The sequence below is a fragment of the Polaribacter marinaquae genome (genome assembly GCF_038019025.1).
Taxonomy (GTDB): domain Bacteria; phylum Bacteroidota; class Bacteroidia; order Flavobacteriales; family Flavobacteriaceae; genus Polaribacter; species Polaribacter marinaquae.
The window spans coordinates 462,416-481,637 of record NZ_CP150496.1 but is presented as its reverse complement, the minus strand read 5'-3'; the positions used below and the strand labels follow the sequence as shown (position 1 = coordinate 481,637).

Below are 19,222 nucleotides of genomic sequence, written 5' to 3'. Positions count from 1 at the left end.
CGACCTAAAATTTTTATAATTTTTTCAACTTAATTTTTCATTTATATATAGGTAAAGCAGTTTAAGAATTTTTTAAACTAAAATTGTGGTACCATTCGCAGATTTATTTTTGTTTTCGTCAAAATAAAAATCAATACGACCCAAATTGATACCATAAGCACCAACCTGATTTACCAATATATTTTTATCGTCTAGGTTTTTTACCAGTGTTGGTTTCGGTAAAAAGGTATGTGTATGTCCGCCAATAATTAAATCGATGTCTTTGGTTGCTTCCGCAAGGTTTAGATCAGAAATTTTATTCGGATTATTTTTATAATAATACCCTAAATGAGATAAACAGATAATTAAATCGCAGTTTTCTTCATTTTTAAGCTTTTTAGTAATATCCTGAGAAATTTCTACCGGATCTAAATATCCTGTTTCTTTATACATTTTTTTGCCTACCAATCCTTCAAGCTCAATACCTAAACCAAAGATTCCTATTTTAATACCATCTTTTACAATAATTTTATAAGGTTTTACATGCGTATCTAAAACGGTATTTTTAAAATCGTAATTCGCAGAAACAAAATCGAATTTAGCATTGGGCAATTGTTTGTATAAACCCTCTATAGAATTGTCAAAATCATGATTACCAATGGTTGCAACATCATATTTTAACATGCTCATTAGCTTAAACTCAAGCTCGCCACCAAAATAATTAAAATACGGTGTTCCTTGAAAAATATCACCAGCATCTAACAATAACGTGTTTTTGTTTTCCTTTCTAATTTGTTCTACCAATGTAGCTCTTCTTGCCACTCCACCTCTATTTGGGTTTCTGCTATGATCTGCATCAAAAGGTTCTATATGACTATGTGTATCGTTGGTATGTAAAATAGTAATATGACGCTTATGGTTCGTAGCAAGTGTTGGTAAAACCAAACCATCTACCATAGATAAAGCTGCAGCGCCACCTAATTGTTTTATAAATTTTCTTCTTTTCATAATTATAAAGTTACACGGTTATCTATTGCGGCTTTTATGGTATCTGTTTGTTGAAAGTAATGGATGATGGCATCTCTAACCTTATAATCTAACTTTGTTAGTTTTATAGGATTTTTAAAGAAGTTCATGCTATCGCCACCACCTTGTAAATAGTCTGATGTTAAGACATGATAGGTTTTGTTTTTATCAAAATTTTGTCCTTTAATTTTTAATTGATAACCATCTTTACGGATGTTTAATGCAACTTCTTTAGACAAAGGATGTGCACTTTTAGAAGCTATAAAATAGCTTACCAACGCTTCTATTTTAGCACCAGATAGTTGCACAACAACCAACTCATTTTCGAAAGGCATTAAATTAAAAGCGTCTTCTTGTGTTACGTCTCCCATAGAAATATTTGCACGCAAACCACCACTGTTAAACATAGAAAAATCGATTGCTGCGTTTGTTTTATCTTTAAACATCGCATTTGCCATTTCAAAACACATATCTGCCATTAAATTCCCTAAAGCGCTTTGTCTGTTTTCGCTTTTTTTGGTAAAATTATAAGGCGCATAACTTAATACTTTTTCCATTTCACCAATCATATTTCTAGTATAAGGTGCAATGATACTATCAATTTTTGCTGATGATTCTAGGGTACTATCAATCGCAATATTTTTTGCAGTAATTTTAGTAAGGTGTACTTCTGTCTTTTTACAAGCTGTAAATAACAGAAATAGACATATAAAATGGATAAATTTCATGTAAGTAGTGTTGGTTATTTTAAAAATCTAAAATTATACTTTTTAATCAATATGTAGAATACAATTGTCAAAATGTTTATGTTAAAAAATAAGAATGCTTTCTTTTAAAACATAGATAATACAAATTGAACACTTTAAATTGCTAATAGTATGTAAATGTGAAGTTTGATGCGCTTAGGCTTTAGAAAGTTAAATTATTTAAAAAGTAAACAAAATCTTTATTGTATTTTGCAATCTTAACAAACATTTTACAATTGAAGTTAGTAAGCTTTCTTTTTATATTTTTAAGTACGTTTATAAATCTTTATGGTTTTCAAAAAGTAAATAAGAACATTGATGTTGCTAAGGATTCTAGTAGTTTAAGATCAAATGATAAGATTGTTTTAGATACCGATTGGAACTTTTATTGGAATCAACTTTTAACACCAGAAAGTGTTAAATCTGCTACAATTTACAAGCAGGTTTCTCTACAAAATTGGACAAATTTTACTTTAAACAACCAAAAAAGTTTACCTTCTTTGGGTTTTGCAACCTATACAAAAACGGTGACCATACCTAGTGATCGAGTTGCATCGTCATTATACATTCCTAAAATTTACGCTGCTTCAAAACTTTGGATTAACGGAGAGTTTATTTCAGAGATAGGTGTTGTGGGTACCAATAGAAAAGAAACCTTACATCGAAGGTTTTCGCAGATTATTCCTTTAAATACAAACGAGTCTACTTTCGAAATCGTTTTGCAAGTTGCTAACTTTTATCACTCTAAAGGTGGTATTACAGAACCTTTAGTTATTGCACCCACAAAACAATTATTTGATAAGAAAACGAAACGTATTGTTGCCGATATGATTTTTATTGGTTGCCTTGGTTTTATAGGAGTCTTTTTCTTGTTTTTTTACCTTTGGTATTGGAGCAAAGACCAAGCGGTGTTACATTTTGCAATAATGTGTATTGCTTTGTCTTACATGGCTTTAAGTGATCGTTATGCGCCATTTACACACCTTTTTGAAAATGCTAACTGGTTATTATTAACTAGAATAGAATATGTTGCTTTATTTTTAGGCGGTTCTGCAGCAAGCTTATTTTTTAATGATATTTATAAAAAATTTAGGCATGCTATGTACGCTAAAATTATAAAAATTAGCTTTTGGACGCTTACAAGTTTGGCAATCATTTTACCAGCACCCTACTTTACATATCTCTTAATGCCATTTTTAGTTTTAATGCTTTTAAATCTAACGTATGTAGCGTTTATAATTATTAAAGTTATTTTTATAAAAAAATCTGAATCGATATTACTTTTGATAAGCATGTTATTAGGATCTGCAATTTTTATCATTCATATATTTTTCTTTATTGATGAAAATGATTTTGCCATAATTTTTGTAAACTTTGGTTATGTTGTTGCTTTTTTATTATTGTCTATGCTTTTAATGAATCGTTTTTCGATTTCTTTTAAACAGTTAGAAATTTCTAAAGAATTGGCTCTTAAACAAAAAAAGGAAATTTCGTTGCAATCAAAAAAATTATCGCAAGCCAACTTAAAGTTAGAAGAAAATTTATTGCTTCTAGAAAATTACAATACAGAGTTAGACGATTTTAATCATATTGTTTCTCACGATTTAAAATCTCCGTTAGTTTCGGTGTACTCTTTGGCTTCTTTTATAGAAGAAGATTTAAAAGACAATTTAGATGATAATACAAAGTATCATTTAAAACTTTTAAAAGATGTTGTTTCTAAAATGGAATCTTTAATCAATGGTTTATTAGCATATTCTAAAGCCGCAAAAGGCAATAAAGTAAAAGCCTTTTTTAGCATACATCAACTATTAAACAAGGTATCTAGTGTTGTAGATAATCAGCATAAAAGTAGCATCCTTTTACCTGAAAAAGATGTAGATATTTATGCAAATGAAACAGAACTAAGTCATGTTTTTCAAAATTTAATTAGCAACGCAATTAAGCACAACGACAAAGAAAAGGCAATTATAAAGATTGATGTTAAAGAAATAGCAGAAGGGTATTTGTTTAGTGTAACTGATAATGGACCCGGAATTGAAGAAAAATACCACGATAAAATCTTTAAAATATTTAGTCAATTAAAAATTAATGAAGATGTAGAAAGTACAGGAATTGGTTTGGCTATTGTTAAAAAGATTATTACTCAGAATAAAGGAGAAATTACCATAGATTCTGATAAAGGGAAAGGGCTAACCATCAGTTTTACTTGGAAAATATAAAATACAAAAACCATCGATAACTAAGGTATTTAATAGATAGCAAACATGAATTAAATTGTATATTTGCCCTTACTTTATATAACTGTATTCTAAATAGTATTTTAAATGGAAAAGCCTTTTAAAAAATTACACAATCACTTAAAAGAAAAATTAACTTCTTTCGAAATTTCTGTACCAACAGAATTTCAAAAAGTAGCAATTCCTGCTATTAAAAGTGGCGCAAATTTATATTGTACAGCTTCAGAAAACAGTGGTAAATCAACAACATTAATACTTACAACATTACATAAATTAAAGTGTGAAGAAGAAGGTGATGCACCAAGAGCTATTGTTTTAGTAGAAGACAACGAAAAAGCACAAGAACTGTACAATGCTTTTTTATTATATACAAGACATACAAGCTTAAGAGTTTATTTTGGTAATGAAAAAGAACATATAGACCTTTTAAAATCTGAAATTTTTGAAGGAATAGACATTCTTATTTCAACACCTAAAATTGTAAATAAATTATTACTACTAGAAGGATTAAACACAACACAAGTAAAAATTTTAAGTGTTGATGATGCTTCTTTTTTATCTCAAAAATCTCCATACACAGATATAATTTCTATTACACAAAGCATTCATAAATGTCAGTTTGTAATTTATGCTGAAAAATTAGATGCTACATTAAAACGTTTTGAAGCTAATTTTATGGAGTATTCTAAAAAAATATCTGTTTAAACCAATTGTTTGCTCATTTTGGTTAAGGCCACATCGGGTGATGATAAGGTTGCCCAAGTAGTTTCCATTTGCTTAATTTTATCGTGCGCGCCAGCTTGTTTTAAAATGCTTAACACGGCGTTGTATGCAGAATCTAGAGCACCAACAATCCATCCATGGTGAACAGAACAACATTCTCCCGCAAAATGTAAAGAACCATTAAATTCTGGCGTTAACAAGGTTGGATATAAACTTTTAAACTGGCCTGGTTTAAAAAGAGCAAAGGCACCACCATTGGCATGATTATCCCAAAACCAAGTTTTGGTAGTTTCTTCTGGTTTATAGCCGGCAAAATGTTCGTAAATATCTACTTCTGGATATAAATATTGAATTCCTTTTAAACATTCGTTTACTCTTTCCTCATCAGAAAGCGCACCTATTCTTTCGGCATCTTGTGCCCAACAGTAAATTTGTAAAACACCACCTTCTGCATCATAGCCATAAGAAGGATATACAATTTGTCTGTTCGATTTGTCTGACACTGCAACGCCCAAACCTTTACCTTGTCTTTCGCCTAAAGTTGCCCAAAATTGTTTTTTAAATGTAATAAAAGCTTTAAAAGACGGCATATAATTACATTCTCTAATAGCTCTTGCTTTTGAAAAAGATAAATTATCAAAGAAATTTTCTTTTAAATCTCCGTTTAAATACGCTCCGTTTGGCAATGTTGTAATTACATACGGATACTGTTTTTCTTTAGTTTCACCATGATTTCTAATGGTCATTTTAACTCCACCATGACCTTCGTATAAGTGTTCATCATAATTAATATGAGTAACTCTGTGTTCTAAATGTACACGTTCTTTCTTTTTAGATTTTGAACCTTGTACTGGTGCAGAAGCATCTGCAGCCGGAACTGTTTTTGGTGGTTCTGCGGCTATTGTTAAATTATCTGGAGAGTACCCAACTTTACCATTTAAACCCGGTTTCATACCAATTAATTCTTGTGCTCTTTGTCCGTCTTCTGGTAAAATACCTTTCTCTAAATTTAAAACAGTTTTACAAGCATCAGGAAAATGTTGCATTCCTTTATCCATCGTAATCATATAAATATTTTGATCTGTGGCATCGTACGAGTTTTTGCTACCATCCCAATCATAACTTGCCAATATAATTTCTACAAAAGATACAGAATACATGCCCGTACCAACATTTAAGGTTTCTAGATAACTGGCAATATTGTAAGGTAAATGAGCTGTTTTTTCTCCCATTGCAGGATTGTAGTATTCACCTAAATCGCCAAGTGTAAAAACATTGGTAAGATACGCCCACATAGAAAAATTGTCAAACTTCATTAATTTCTTAAATCCTTTTGAAAAAGAATGATTAATTGCCGTGATAAAAGGTTCATTCACTTTATTTAAAATTTTATTAATTGGTAAAAAAGATTCTGAACCTAGCGTTGTTTTAGTAACCCAAACCATTGGGATATCTCCGCCTTTATCTACACCAAAATTTAAAGCATTTAGATTAGAATCTTCTGCTAAAATTGGATTTTTCATGTTGTTATAGCGCAATCTTTGTACCGGAGAATTGTAATAGAATTTTCTCCAAATTAACATGGTATCTTCTAAATCGTTTCTTTTTAGAACTGCATTTACAGACAATGCAAGTTGTTGTACCGGTAGCATATCATTAGAAAACTGTGGAATTCTCATACCACCTACTTCACCGTACAAACCTGCTTTGTTTGTATCTTTTGCATCATACTTTGTAGAATACCAAGTATCTATTCTACCACCTACCCTTTCTGAGCTTTCAAATATTTCAAACTCTATATTTAAAGACTGTAGTATCAATCCGGAATATAAACCTGCAAAACCGCCACCAATAATTCCGACTATTGGTTTGTCTGCTTTTTCAGAATTTATGTGTTCGTTAAAATGATTTGCTTTGGGTCTACTTCTATGTTCTTCGACTGTACTTTGATAATCTTTACCATAGTTTTCTATCAAAAATTCTGAAAAAGCATTTCTAACAGAATTTTCTCTTTTGTTATCAATATCGATAGATTTTGCATTGGGTCTAAAAGGTAAATAGCTCATAATTATTAATTAAAGTTTAAGTGATACAAACTTATTTATTATCCAATTTTTGCTTTAACGTATAAATACCCGTTTATAAAATCGGTTATTAGGGTTTAGTTATCAGTTTATTAAGTATTATGTTAAGTTTTGTTAAAAAAAAGAATGAACATTCATTTTTTTACTATATTTGCATCGTAATTAGAAAACAATGGTAAAACTTCAGAAAAGCATAGACAAAAGAAACGCGTTAATAAAAGCCACTATAGAGTTGGTTAACAACAACGGTTTTCATGCAACACCTATGAGTAAAATAGCTAAAATGGCTAAGGTTTCTCCTGCAACGATCTACTTATATTTCGAGAATAAACAAGACTTGGTAAATAAAACGTACATAGAAGTGAAAGCAAAATATACAGATTACGCTTTCGAAAATTATAGTGCAGATATGCCTGTAGAAGAAGGATTTAAATTGATATGGCACAGAATTGCAGAGTTTAAATTGAAAGAATGTGAAAATGCAATGTTTTTAGCACAATGCGACAACACACCAATGATTGATGAGCCAAGTAGAATTGAAGGTATTAAACATTTACAGCCCCTACTCGACTTATGGACTAAAGGAAAAGAACAAAATTTAATCAAACCCATGTCAGATTATTTATTGTATGCGTATGCAATAAATCCGTTATCATTTTTAATGATTTCTCAAAAAAGAGGTTCGTTCACTTTAAATGAAACGCATTTAGATGACGCCTACGAATCGGCATGGAACAGTATAAAAGTGATCAAATAAACAAATAGATATAAATTAGAATAACATGGAATTATTAGATAAATTAAATTGGAGATACGCCGCAAAAGCAATGAACGGTGAAAAAGTATCTGAAGATAAAATAGAGCGAATTTTAGAAGCTTCTAGATTAGCAGCAACATCAAGTGGTTTGCAGCCTTTTGAAATTATTGTTGTAAAAAATCAAGAAATTAAAGAAAAAATTAGACCAATTGCTTGGAATCAATCTGTAATTACAGACTGTTCTCACCTTTTAGTTTTTGCTGCTTGGGACACGTATACAGAAGAAAGAATTAACTATATGTTCGATTTAACCAATGAAATTCGTGGTTTTAAAAACGAAGGATGGGAAAATTACAGACAAATGTTGTTAAGTTCTTATCCGCAAAAAGATGCAGACGAAAACTTTAATCATGCTGCAAAACAAGCATACATTGCTTTTGCACACGCAATTATTGCTGCTGCTTATGAAGGCGTAGACGCAACACCTTTAGAAGATTTTGACCCTGCTGCAGTAGATGAAATTTTAAACTTAAATGAAAAAGGTTTAAAAAGTGCAGTTTTATTGCCTTTAGGTTATAGAAAAGAAGATGAAGATTGGTTGGTGAACTTAGTTAAAGTTAGAAAGCCAATGAAAGATTTAGTAACTGTTATAGAGTAGTAATTTAATATTACGAAGTATCAACCCAAAAAAAAGAAAAATGAATAATTTCGATTTTAAAAATCCTACCAAAATTATTTTTGGTAAAGACACAATAAAAAATATCAAAGAAGAAATTCCTGCGGATGCAAAAGTATTATTGCTTTACGGAGGTGGAAGTATTAAGAAAAACGGAATCTATGAGCAAGTAAAAACTGCTTTAGCTGATGTTGATGTTACTGAGTTTGGAGGTATTCCTGCAAATCCGGAATATGCAAAGCTAATGGATGCCTTAACAGTTATTAAAGATGAAAATATTACATATTTATTAGCTGTTGGTGGTGGTTCTGTAATAGATGGAACAAAATTTTTATCTGCTGCAGCAGTTTATGATGGCGAAACACCTTGGGATATTTTAACTAAAAATATTAGAACAGAAAAAGGAATGCCTTTTGGTACTGTTTTAACTTTACCAGCAACGGGTTCTGAAATGAATTCTGGAGCCGTAATTACTAGAGAAGAAACTAAAGAAAAATTAGCCATGGGTGGTCCTGGTTTATTTCCTGTTTTTTCGATATTAGATCCTCAAGTAATAACGTCTATTCCTAAACGTCAATTAGTTAATGGTTTAACAGATGCGTTTACACATGTTTTAGAACAATACATGACGTACCCTGTTGGTGCATTATTGCAAGATAGATTTGCAGAAAGTATTTTACAGACACTGATAGAAATTGCTCCTAAGGTATTAGAAGATCCTACAGATTACAAAGCAGCTTCTAATTTTATGTGGAGTTGTACAATGGCCTTAAATGGTTTAATTCAGAAAGGTGTGCCAACAGATTGGGCAGTTCATGCGATTGGTCATGAGCTTACAGCTTTATTTGGTATAGATCATGCACGTACGTTAGCAGTTATTGCACCTAGCCATTACAAGTTTAACTTTGAAGATAAAAAAGAAAAGTTAGCACAATATGCAGAAAGAATTTGGGGAATTACCGAAGGTAGTACAGATGATAAAGCATATGAAGCAATTACTAAAACAGAAGCATTTTTTAATAATTTAGGTATCGATACAAAACTATCTGATTATACAAAAGAGTATGAAGGTACTGCAGAAAAAATTGCGCAACGTTTTACAGATCGTGGTTGGACAGGTTTAGGAGAACATCAAACATTGTCTCCAGAAAGAGTTGAAAAAATTGTAAAAATGGCTTATTAATATGAAATTACTAAAAACTATTGCCATCGCGTTAACTATTGTTACGGCATCAAGTTGTAAAGATAAAATATCAAAAAAAACTTCAGAAAATGATTCTGAAACATCAATAAAAACTAAAATAAATAAAAATATGAACGTATTATTTGTACTTACATCTCACGACAAATTAGGAGATACAGGAAAAAAAACAGGATTTTGGGTAGAAGAATTTGCAAACCCATATTATACATTATTAGATAAAGGTGCTAACATTACAATTGCAACACCAAACGGAGGAGCTGCACCAATAGATCCAAGTAGTGATGCACCAGATGCTGCTACAGAAGACACAGATAGATTTAATAAAGATGAAGAAGCAAAAACTAAAATAGCGAATACTAAAAAGTTGTCTGATATGAATGCAGATGATTTTGATGCAGTATTTTATCCTGGTGGTCACGGACCATTATGGGATTTAGCAAATGATGCAACTTCAATTGCTTTGATAGAGAAGTTTAATTCTCAAGAAAAGCCTGTAGCATTTGTATGCCACGCTCCTGCTGCTTTAAAAAGCGTAAAAGGAACAGACGGAGAACCACTTGTTAAAGGAAAAAAAGTAACTGGTTTTACAAATACTGAAGAAGATGCTGTAGGATTAACTTCTGTGGTACCATTTTTAGTTGAAGATATGCTAAGTGCAAATGGCGGAATCTATTCTAAAAAAGAAGATTGGGCTGCTTATGCAATTCAAGACGGTAATTTAATTACAGGTCAAAATCCAGCTTCTTCTGAGTTAGTAGCAGAAAAATTATTAGAAAGTTTAAAATAATTTAAACTAAAATAAATTATAAAGGTTGCCGTTTAACGGCAACCTTTTTTTATGTAATTATTTTCAATAAAATAGTTCAAAAAACTATCTTCGCGCCATGTGGATGTATTTAGGTTTATTGGCTGCACTTTTCTTAGGATTACATAATTTATGCAAAAAACATGCAGTACAAGGTAATGAGGTTTTTCCGGTATTATTTGGTACAATAGCTTCTGGTTTTTTAGTGCTTTTGCCTTTTTATTTTATGTCAATCTTTTACCCAGATTACACAAAAGAAATTGGTTTTTACATCATTTCAATTCCGTTAAAAACTCATGGATTTATTTTTATAAAATCGATGATTATGGCTGCCTCATGGGTATTGGCATATCAAGCATTAAAATTTTTACCAATAACAATTGTTGCACCTATTAGATCTGCAGGACCTTTTTTTACTTTTATTGGTGCTATTATAATTTATAATGAACAACCTACTTTTTTACAATGGATTGGCTTTTTTTTAATTATATTTTCTGTAATTCTTTATTCTAGAGTTGGTAAAAAAGAAGGAATTATTTTTAAAAAAAACAAATGGATATTTGCTATTATTGGTGCTACTTTTTTAGGTGCTTCTAGTGGTTTGTATGACAAGTTTTTAATTCAGAGTTTGTTATTAAATCCGCAGACATTGCAATTCTGGTTTTGTTTTTACACGGTGTTCATTTTGTTGATAATTTTAGCGGTAACTTGGTTTCCGTATTCCGAAAAAAGAAAAGCGTTTAAATTTAGATATACAATTATTGGTGTTGGTATTTTATTACAAGCTGCAGATTATTTTTATTTTAAAGCTTTACAAGATCCAGAAGCTTTGATAATGCTTTTATCAGCAATTAAAAGAAGTCAGTTAATTATTGCGGTTGTTATTGGAGGTATTTTATTCAAAGAAAAAAATAAACGTAAAAAACTAGTGCCTTTAGCGGGAATTATGATTGGTGTTTTCTTGATATTATATGCCGCAGGATTTTAAAAATTTAAAGCTCCTACTCCATTAGGATTAATACTAAGAAGCTTATCTTTGCATCTAATTTTAAGTATTTAAAAAAGTGGATCAAATAAAAGAATATATCAATCAAATTGCAGACATTTCTGATAAAGATTGGAACTTTTTTACCTCTAAATTACAACGAAGAGTAATTCCGAAGAAAACCACTTTTTTAAAAATCAACGAAATAGAAAATCATATTTCTTTTATAGAATCTGGTGTTGTTAGGTTATTTATACCTAAAGAAAATCCAGAAAAAGAAATTACATTTGGTTTTAGTTTTAAAAATCAGTTTGTAAGTGCTTATGATTCTTTTTTAACACAAAGACCTTCGTTATATCAATTACAAACGCTTACAAAAACTACAATTTTAAGCATTACATATAAAGATTTACAAGAAGTTTATAAAACGACACAAATTGGTAATTTAATTGGTAGGTTAACAGCAGAAAGACTTTTTTTAATAAAATCTAAAAGAGAACAAAATTTGCTAAACTTAACAGCAGAAGAACGTTATTTGCAGCTTTTTAAAGAAAGACCAGAGTTGTTAAAAGTAATACCGTTAAAATATATTAGTTCTTACATTGGTGTAACAGCGCAAGCCCTAAGTAGAATAAGAAAAAGAGTATAATTTTTTATTGATTTGGGTTCATTGTTTTGCTTTTGATATCAATTTATCTTTGCAAAAAAACATTAATGATTATAGTTTTATTTGTAGTAATTCTTTGGTACGGAGGCTTATTTTTTCAGTCTTTCTTTTTACATCGGTACGCTGCACATCAGGTTTTTACAATGTCTAAAACCATGGAGCGTGTTACGTTTGTTTTAACTTGGTTTTTTCAAGGTTCTAGTTATTTAAGCGCTTATGGTTATGGTATAATGCATCGAATGCATCATGCATATACAGACACAGAAAAAGATCCGCACTCACCTTCTTACGATTCTAATTTATTTGCAATGATGTGGAAAACTAAAACAATTTATCAGCAAATTAATCAACAAAAAATACCAGTAGATAGTAAGTTTACCAAGAACGTACCACAATGGAAAAGCTTTGATAGCTATGCAAGTTCTCGTTTTTCTAGATTACTCTGGATTGCTTTTTACATCTTATTTTTTGCTTATTTTACAACTGCATTATGGCAATGGTTTTTATTACCAATTGCACTTTTAATGGCACCAATTCACGGAGTTATTATCAATTGGTTTGGTCATATTTATGGTTACGTAAATTATAAAATGACAAATACGAGTAAAAATCTATTTCCTTTTGATTTTTTAATGATGGGAGAAGGATATCATAACAATCATCACAAACATGCTAGTAGTGCAAATTTTGGCGTAAAGTGGCACGAAATTGATGTAACATATCAAATTATTAAAGTATTAGATTTTTTAGGCTTTATAAAATTAAAACCTATTTCAATCCAAAAATAACACTTCTTTATAATATCAATAAAAGTTGTAATTCTTTAAAGAATTACAACTTTTTAGTTTAAAAATGTTAAAATCTGTTAAACAATCCTTAATATTTAGGTGTAAAAGACACTAAAGAATGCATTATATATAGAAAACTATATATTTAAACATAATTATTTAAATTAACCAAACTTAACTATTATGTTTAATAAAAAACGAGCATCTCTCTTTTTGATAGGGATGACAATTTGTTTTACTACGTTACAAATTTCGGCACAATCCGATTATAGTAATTACAGTAAACTTACTCAAAAAATCAAAACACTTCAAAAATCGAATGCTGCTAATACTAAATTAGAAGCATTAACCACTACAATTGGTGGGCATAAGATTTGGGCATTAACATTATCTAAAGGCAATGCAGAAAATAAACCAGCAATTGCAATTGTAAGTGGTGTAGATGGTTCTCATATTTTAGGACCAGAAATGGCTGTTAATATTGCAGATAACATTTTAAAAAATCATGCAAATGTTTTAGAAAAAACTACTTTTTACATTTTTCCGAACATGAGTCCGAATGCTACAGAAAACTATTTTTCGTCTTTAAAACATTATAAAAATGGTAATGCTAAAAAGACAGATGATGATAGAGACGGTGCTGTAAATGAAGATTCTTTTGACGATTTAAATAATGATGGTTTGATAACCATGATGCGTGTAGAAGATATTACAGGCGATTACACAACATTAAAAGAAGATGACAGAGTTCTTGTAAAAGCCGATATTAATAAAGGCGAAAAAGGAACTTATAAATTGTTAAGTGAAGGAATTGATAATGATAAAGATGGCGCTTTTAATGAAGACGGTAAAGGCGGAATTTTATTCAATAAAAATTTTAGCTATAATTATCAATATTTTACACCTGGTGCCGGAGAACATCCTGTTTCTGAAAAAGAAAATAGAGATTTACTTTCTTTTTTATACGATCGATGGAATATTTTTGCCATTGTAACATTAGGGCCAGAAAACAATTTATCTACACCTTTAAAATATAGTGCCTCTGGTGCCAAAAAACGAGTTGTAACTAGTGTTTTAAAACAAGATGCAGCTTTAAATAAGTTTTTATCAGATAAGTATAATAAAATTATTAAAGCTAAAAATGCTCCTAGTTCTAAAGGCAAAGGTGGTGATTTTTTCCAATGGTCTTACTTTCATTTTGGTAAACTAGCATTGTCAACTCCGGGTTGGTGGGTGCCTCAAGTAAAAGATTCTGCTAAAAAAGCATCAAAAAATAAAGTAGTAAATTACTTAAGATGGGCAGAAAAAGAAAATGTTAAAAATGCATTTGTAGATTGGACAACGGTTTCTCATCCAGATTTTCCTAATAAAAAAGTAGAAGTTGGTGGTATTGCTCCTTATAAAATGATAAATCCGCCCTATAAATTAGTGGCAGATATTAGTAAAAAGCATACAGATTTTATTATAGAATTGGCAAAAATGCAACCTAATATTACACTTCAAAATTTAACATCAGAAGCTGTAGGAAACGGAATTACAAGAATTTCTGTAGACGTGCACAATAGCGGTTTATTACCAACACATACAGAAATGGGTAAAAGATCTAGATGGCTAAGAAAAATTAAAGTCGCCATAGGTTTAAAAAAGAATCAAGAAATTATTAGCGGTAAAGAAATTACATTATTAAATAGTATAGATGGTGACAGTTCTGTACAATTTTCTTGGTTAATAAAAGGGAATGGTAGTGTAACATTAGAAGCAGGAACATCGCATACAGGCTTAGATTCTGCAACAATAAAATTGAAATAAATAAAAATTAGAAAAGATGAAATTCAATAGAAATATATTAAAATCATTGTTGCTATTATTTTTATTTCCATTAGCAATTGGTGCACAAAATAGTTCAGAAGTTTTTAGAGCTGCGGGTTCACCTCATAATCCAAAAGTTCAAATTTCTTTTAATAGATATTATACATCAGAAGGTTTAGCTGCTTTAAGTAAAAAAATTGCTGATGCGCATCCTAATTTAGTAAAAAGGCAATCAATTGGTAAATCTGCTTTAGGTAAAGATATTTGGATGTTAGCAATTACAAATTATAAAGAAGGAAAAGCAGATAGAAAACCTGGTTTTTATTTAGACGGAAACATTCATTCAAATGAAATTCAAGGAGGAGAAATAAGTATTTACACTGCTTGGTATTTAACAGAAAATTTTAATGATAACGAGTACATAACAAATATGTTAAATGATCGTATATTTTACATTGTACCAACTATAAATCCAGATGCTAGAAACGACTTTATGAAAGAAGCAAATACCGGAAGTAGCCCAAGATCTGGTATGATTCCTTTGGATGATGATAGAGATGGTAAGTTTGATGAAGATGGTTATGATGATATTGATGGTGATGGTTCTATTACTAGAATGAGAAGAAAAAGTGATGATGGTAATTATATTGTAGATCCTTTAGATCCTAGAAAAATGATTGCAATTGGGCCAGATGATGTAGTTACAACACAGCGATATGAATATCTTGGTAATGAAGGAATTGATAATGATGGTGACGGAAGAATAAATGAAGATACACATGGTTATTACGATCCAAATAGAGATTGGGGTTGGAAATGGCAACCAGATTATATTCAGCGTGGTGCTTACAAGCATCCTTTTTCGTTACCAGAAACAAGAGCCGTTGCAGATTTTGTTTTAGCGCATCCTAATATTGCAGGTGCACAAAGTTTTCATAACTCTGGCGGAATGATTTTAAGAGGTCCTGGTGCACAAGAGGATTTAGCAACATACAACAGACAAGACATAAGAATTTATGATGCTATTGGTAAAAAAGGAGAAAAAATGTTACCTGGTTATCGTTACTTAACTGTATATAAAGACTTATACTCGGTATTTGGTGGCGAATTAGATTGGTTTTATGGTAGTAGAGGAATTTACACTTTTACAAATGAGATTTTTACTTCTTTTGCGTATTATAAAAAACGAGGTAGAGATAGAAATCAAACTTATGATTTTGATAAAGAGTTGTTAATGGGAGATGCTTTTACACCATGGAAGGAATACGATCATCCTACTTATGGCAAAATAGAAGTTGGTGGCTTTAAAAAGAATTTTGGTAGAGCAACACCTGGTTTTATGTTAGAAGAAGAAGCACATAGAAACATGGCATTTACATTTTACCATGCACAACATATGCCTAATTTATCAATTTCTAATATATCTGAAAAGAAAATTAGTGGTGGTTTAAAAGAAATTACAGCTACAATTAAAAATGATAGATTAATGCCAACGCATGCTAGTCAAGATTTAAAATACAATATTACAAGACCAGATTATATATCAATTTCTGGTGTAAAAGTAATTGCAGGTATGTTGGTTTCTAACGAAGATTTTAACGTTAACAAAGAACAAAAGGTAAATCCGGCTAAATTAAGAGTAAGAAATATACCTGGTAACGGCGTTGTTAAAGTACGATGGATTGTAAAAGGAAATTCTAAATTTACAATCACGGTAGACAGTGCAAAAGGAGGTTTACTAAGTAAATCAAATAAGTAAAGTTTATTTTTTTAAACTTAAAAAGCCCATCTTTTAAGATGGGCTTTTTTATGTTTAATGTCTAAAAAAATGTTTTACCAATCGATAGGAAAATAATCTTTTAAGAACTTACCGCACCAATGCTTTCCTGTATTTATTCCGTCAATTAACGGATCCATAACTCTAGCAGCACCATCAACAATGTCTAGTGGTGGTTGAAAATCGTGAATTTCTGTTTTCTTTTTTGATAATTCTGCCGGATCTTCATCTGTAACCCAACCTGTATCTACAGCGTTCATATAAATACCAGATTTAGCAAATGTAGATGCAGAAGTGTGCGTTAACATATTTAATGCAGCTTTTGCCATGTTTGTATGCGGATGTCTATCTTCCTTTTTAAATCGATGAAACTTCCCTTCCATTGCCGTTACATTAATTATATGTTTTTTACCCGTATTTTCTTTCATCATTAAAGATGATAATCGGTTGCATAAAACAAAAGGAGCTACAGCATTTACCAACTGAACTTCTACCATTTCAGTTGTTTCAATTTCCCCCAATCTTAAACGCCAACTATTGGTTTTTCTTAAATCTACTTGTTGTAAATCTGCATCTAATTTTCCTTCAGGAAAAACTTCTGCTGCTTGTAAAGAATTATCGAAACTATACGGTATTTGAGATAATTCTGCAGAATTACGCAAACCAATTCCTGGTTCTGGACCATGCCATGTTACAGGTAAAACGTTATTTTTACTCGTTTTGTTTGTAGAAACACTTAAGCTAGACAATTCCTCTAGACAAGCTTCATGATCTTTTAGCAGCGTTTGTGCTAATTTAGGTAATTGATCTACCGGCTTTTTTTCATTTTCCATTAAATGGTAATAAAAACCAGAAGGTCTTCTTACGGTTTGAGCCGCATTGTTAATTAATATATCTAAACGATCGTATTTCTGTTCTATATAGTTACAAAAGATTTCTACACTCGGTATGTGTCTTAAATCTAAGCCATGAATATGTAAACGATGGCTCCAGTCTTTATAATCTTCTTCTTTAGAAAAACGGATTGCAGAATCTGCAGGAAATCTAGTAGTGGCAACAACTGTTGCACCAGATCTTAATAACATTAAGGTTATATGATATCCAATTTTTAAACGAGAACCTGTAATTACAGCAACTTGATCTTTTAAATCTGTAGTTTGAAAACGTTTAGCATAGTTTAAATCGCCACATTCTGTACACATTGTGTCGTAAAAGTGATGCAATTTAGTATACACTGTTTTACATACGTAACAGTTTCTTGGTGACTCTAATTCTGGTGTGTCTTTTTCTATTTGAGCTGCGCCTAATAATTTAGGAGCAACAAATAATGCAGCTTCTCTAGCAGACCTTATTCCGGTAGATTTTCTAGCATGTTTATCACTTTCAATTTTTTTACGTTTTGCAGCTTTTTTTGCATCTTTTCGTCTTCGCTGAAACTCGTCTCTATTCGGTCTAGACAATTCACCAGCAACCTTAAAAAGAGCAATTCTTTGTGCTTCTGGTAATTCGAAAAGTTGATTTGTATCTTTTAATAAATTCTGAATAGTTTCTATACAAACAGCAACTTCTTTATTCTCTTTAATTTCTTTGCTCATAAAATACTAAAACTATTATTTCCTTTTATTTTTTGTGGTTTCTGATGATGTATTTTTTGTATTCGCTAAATAGTTTGCTAAAATTTTATCTACCAATTCATCTTTTGTTAAATGGTGAAAGATGGTTTTAATTTGAGCTTTAAAATCTTCATCTACAGAACGGTTAGGTTTTGTTTTAAAAATTTTATTTGCCCAAACTAAAGCATTATTTTCTTCAATACTTTTAGCATCTGCTTTTTTAAAAGTTTCAAACCTAATGTCTAATTCTCTTTCAAAATCTGTAATATCTTGTTCTTCTTCCTTTTGAATGATGGATAACGATAATCCGCTTGCTCCTGCCCTAGCCGTTCTTCCACTTCTGTGAACATAAGCGTCATACGTATCTGGTAAATGATAATTTACAACATATGCTAAATCTTTAACATCGATACCTCTGGCAGCTAAATCTGTAGCAACTAATGTATCAATATGTCCTTCTCTAAATTGATCCATTATTCGATCTCTAATTCCTTGAGTTAAACTACCGTGTAGTGCACCAGAAGAAAATTTATTTATCGCTAATTTTTTGGCTAATTTATTTACTGCAGCTTTAGTTTTACAAAAAATTATACCTCTTTTGCCCGATTTAGAATTTAAAAAATGAAGTAAAACCTCTAATTTTTCTATCGGTTCTACAACTACATATTTATGATTAATTCCTTGATGACCCATTGTTGCCATATCAGCTTCAATTTGAACAACATTTTTAGACATGTAGTTATTTACCATTTGTCTAATAGAACCTGGCATTGTAGCTGTAAAAAGTAGTGTTCTTCTTTTTTTAGGAATTTCCTTAATAATACTATCTAAACCTTCTTTTAAAGCGCTAACCATTTCATCTGCTTCATCTAGAATAAAGTAAGAGATATTTTTTATGTTTATAGCTTCTCTTTTTACTAGATCTGCAAGTCTACCAGGAGTTGCAACTACAATTTGAGTTGGTTTTTTTAAACGTTCTATCTGTGGTTTTATTGGTATTCCGCCACAAATAGTAGCAATAGAAATTGAAGGGCAAAATTTAGCATAAGCTTCTAAATTAGAAGCAATTTGTTGGCCTAACTCTCTTGTAGGTGCTAAAATTACAGCTTGTATATTCGAATTATCTGTATCTATTAATTGTAATAATGGCAAGCCAAAAGCAGCTGTTTTACCAGTACCTGTTTTAGCCAAAGCAACTATGTCTTCACTATTATTTAAAGCAATAGGAATCACTTTTTCTTGAATTTCTGTAGGCTTAGAAATTTCTAAATCTATTAAACCCTTTTGTAATTCATTATTAATTCCTAATTCGGAAAACTGTTTTAACATAAAAAAATATTTTA

The 19,222-nt window shown here is 30.7% G+C and carries 16 protein-coding genes; 11 read left to right on the top strand and 5 right to left on the bottom strand.

Annotation, left to right across the window (positions count from 1 at the left end):
• Positions 1-72 precede the first annotated feature (72 nt).
• Together WG950_RS02260 and WG950_RS02255 are read right to left on the bottom strand one after the other, a co-directional pair.
• Positions 73-987, bottom strand: a complete 915-nt coding sequence (locus WG950_RS02260; protein ID WP_340933948.1) for a metallophosphatase — start codon at positions 985-987, stop codon at positions 73-75.
• 2 nt (positions 988-989) lie between these two features.
• Positions 990-1,733 (bottom strand): 5'-nucleotidase, encoded by a 744-nt coding sequence (locus WG950_RS02255; protein ID WP_340933947.1) that lies wholly within the window; start codon positions 1,731-1,733, stop codon positions 990-992.
• Positions 1,734-1,987: 254 nt separating this feature from the next.
• Here WG950_RS02255 and WG950_RS02250 point away from each other — a divergent pair, with 254 nt between their 5' ends.
• Positions 1,988-3,973, top strand: coding sequence for an ATP-binding protein (locus WG950_RS02250; RefSeq protein WP_340933946.1), 1,986 nt, complete (start codon positions 1,988-1,990; stop codon positions 3,971-3,973).
• Between the two features lie 105 nt (positions 3,974-4,078).
• Positions 4,079-4,696, top strand: coding sequence for a DEAD/DEAH box helicase (locus tag WG950_RS02245; protein WP_340933944.1), 618 nt, complete (start codon positions 4,079-4,081; stop codon positions 4,694-4,696).
• On the opposite strand, the gene WG950_RS02240 is transcribed toward WG950_RS02245, so the two are convergent.
• A complete protein-coding gene (locus tag WG950_RS02240; protein WP_340933942.1) occupies positions 4,693-6,780 on the bottom strand; it encodes an NAD(P)/FAD-dependent oxidoreductase in 2,088 nt (695 codons plus the stop codon). The two genes, WG950_RS02245 and WG950_RS02240, sit on opposite strands and share 4 nt — an antisense overlap.
• Before the next feature lie 190 nt (positions 6,781-6,970).
• On the opposite strand from WG950_RS02240, the gene WG950_RS02235 reads away from it, so the two are divergent.
• The 9 genes from WG950_RS02235 to WG950_RS02195 all read left to right on the top strand — a co-directional run bounded on the left by WG950_RS02235 (position 6,971) and on the right by WG950_RS02195 (position 16,248).
• A complete protein-coding gene (locus tag WG950_RS02235) occupies positions 6,971-7,555 on the top strand; it encodes a TetR/AcrR family transcriptional regulator (protein WP_340933940.1) in 585 nt (194 codons plus the stop codon).
• Between the two features lie 25 nt (positions 7,556-7,580).
• On the top strand, positions 7,581-8,213 hold the full coding sequence (locus tag WG950_RS02230) for a nitroreductase family protein (protein WP_340933939.1): 633 nt from the start codon (positions 7,581-7,583) through the stop codon (positions 8,211-8,213).
• 40 nt (positions 8,214-8,253) lie between these two features.
• Positions 8,254-9,414 (top strand): iron-containing alcohol dehydrogenase, encoded by a 1,161-nt coding sequence (locus WG950_RS02225; protein ID WP_340933937.1) that lies wholly within the window; start codon positions 8,254-8,256, stop codon positions 9,412-9,414.
• A gap of 1 nt (position 9,415) precedes the next feature.
• Positions 9,416-10,222, top strand: a complete 807-nt coding sequence (locus WG950_RS02220; RefSeq protein ID WP_340933936.1) for a type 1 glutamine amidotransferase domain-containing protein — start codon at positions 9,416-9,418, stop codon at positions 10,220-10,222.
• Positions 10,223-10,319: 97 nt separating this feature from the next.
• Positions 10,320-11,228 (top strand): EamA family transporter, encoded by a 909-nt coding sequence (locus WG950_RS02215; RefSeq protein WP_340933934.1) that lies wholly within the window; start codon positions 10,320-10,322, stop codon positions 11,226-11,228.
• 76 nt (positions 11,229-11,304) lie between these two features.
• Complete coding sequence (locus WG950_RS02210; RefSeq protein WP_079738839.1) at positions 11,305-11,874, top strand: Crp/Fnr family transcriptional regulator; 570 nt, start codon at positions 11,305-11,307, stop codon at positions 11,872-11,874.
• A gap of 65 nt (positions 11,875-11,939) precedes the next feature.
• Positions 11,940-12,680: an acyl-CoA desaturase gene (locus WG950_RS02205; protein WP_340933931.1), complete on the top strand. Its 741-nt coding sequence runs from the start codon at positions 11,940-11,942 to the stop codon at positions 12,678-12,680.
• Positions 12,681-12,863: 183 nt separating this feature from the next.
• On the top strand, positions 12,864-14,489 hold the full coding sequence (locus WG950_RS02200; protein ID WP_340933930.1) for a M14 family metallopeptidase: 1,626 nt from the start codon (positions 12,864-12,866) through the stop codon (positions 14,487-14,489).
• A 16-nt stretch (positions 14,490-14,505) separates the two neighbouring features.
• Positions 14,506-16,248, top strand: coding sequence for a M14 family metallopeptidase (locus WG950_RS02195; protein WP_340933927.1), 1,743 nt, complete (start codon positions 14,506-14,508; stop codon positions 16,246-16,248).
• Positions 16,249-16,322: 74 nt separating this feature from the next.
• On the opposite strand, the gene WG950_RS02190 is transcribed toward WG950_RS02195, so the two are convergent.
• Both WG950_RS02190 and WG950_RS02185 read right to left on the bottom strand, forming a co-directional pair.
• A complete protein-coding gene (locus WG950_RS02190) occupies positions 16,323-17,861 on the bottom strand; it encodes an SDR family oxidoreductase (protein WP_340933925.1) in 1,539 nt (512 codons plus the stop codon).
• A gap of 15 nt (positions 17,862-17,876) precedes the next feature.
• Entirely contained in the window at positions 17,877-19,208 is a 1,332-nt protein-coding gene (locus tag WG950_RS02185) for a DEAD/DEAH box helicase (RefSeq protein ID WP_340933923.1), read from the bottom strand.
• Positions 19,209-19,222 lie beyond the last annotated feature (14 nt).

Excerpts from the sequence above, each read along its gene's own strand:
- WG950_RS02255 (WP_340933947.1), bottom strand. The coding sequence starts at position 1,733 with ATGAAATTTATCCATTTTATATGTCTATTTCTGTTATTTACAGCTTGT.
- WG950_RS02220 (WP_340933936.1), top strand. The coding sequence starts at position 9,416 with ATGAAATTACTAAAAACTATTGCCATCGCGTTAACTATTGTTACGGCA.
- WG950_RS02200 (WP_340933930.1), top strand. The coding sequence starts at position 12,864 with ATGTTTAATAAAAAACGAGCATCTCTCTTTTTGATAGGGATGACAATT.
- WG950_RS02235 (WP_340933940.1), top strand. The coding sequence starts at position 6,971 with ATGGTAAAACTTCAGAAAAGCATAGACAAAAGAAACGCGTTAATAAAA.
- WG950_RS02185 (WP_340933923.1), bottom strand. The coding sequence starts at position 19,208 with ATGTTAAAACAGTTTTCCGAATTAGGAATTAATAATGAATTACAAAAG.
- WG950_RS02260 (WP_340933948.1), bottom strand. The coding sequence starts at position 987 with ATGAAAAGAAGAAAATTTATAAAACAATTAGGTGGCGCTGCAGCTTTA.
- WG950_RS02225 (WP_340933937.1), top strand. The coding sequence starts at position 8,254 with ATGAATAATTTCGATTTTAAAAATCCTACCAAAATTATTTTTGGTAAA.
- WG950_RS02215 (WP_340933934.1), top strand. The coding sequence starts at position 10,320 with ATGTGGATGTATTTAGGTTTATTGGCTGCACTTTTCTTAGGATTACAT.
- WG950_RS02240 (WP_340933942.1), bottom strand. The coding sequence starts at position 6,780 with ATGAGCTATTTACCTTTTAGACCCAATGCAAAATCTATCGATATTGAT.
- WG950_RS02245 (WP_340933944.1), top strand. The coding sequence starts at position 4,079 with ATGGAAAAGCCTTTTAAAAAATTACACAATCACTTAAAAGAAAAATTA.
- WG950_RS02190 (WP_340933925.1), bottom strand. The coding sequence starts at position 17,861 with ATGAGCAAAGAAATTAAAGAGAATAAAGAAGTTGCTGTTTGTATAGAA.
- WG950_RS02230 (WP_340933939.1), top strand. The coding sequence starts at position 7,581 with ATGGAATTATTAGATAAATTAAATTGGAGATACGCCGCAAAAGCAATG.
- WG950_RS02195 (WP_340933927.1), top strand. The coding sequence starts at position 14,506 with ATGAAATTCAATAGAAATATATTAAAATCATTGTTGCTATTATTTTTA.
- WG950_RS02205 (WP_340933931.1), top strand. The coding sequence starts at position 11,940 with ATGATTATAGTTTTATTTGTAGTAATTCTTTGGTACGGAGGCTTATTT.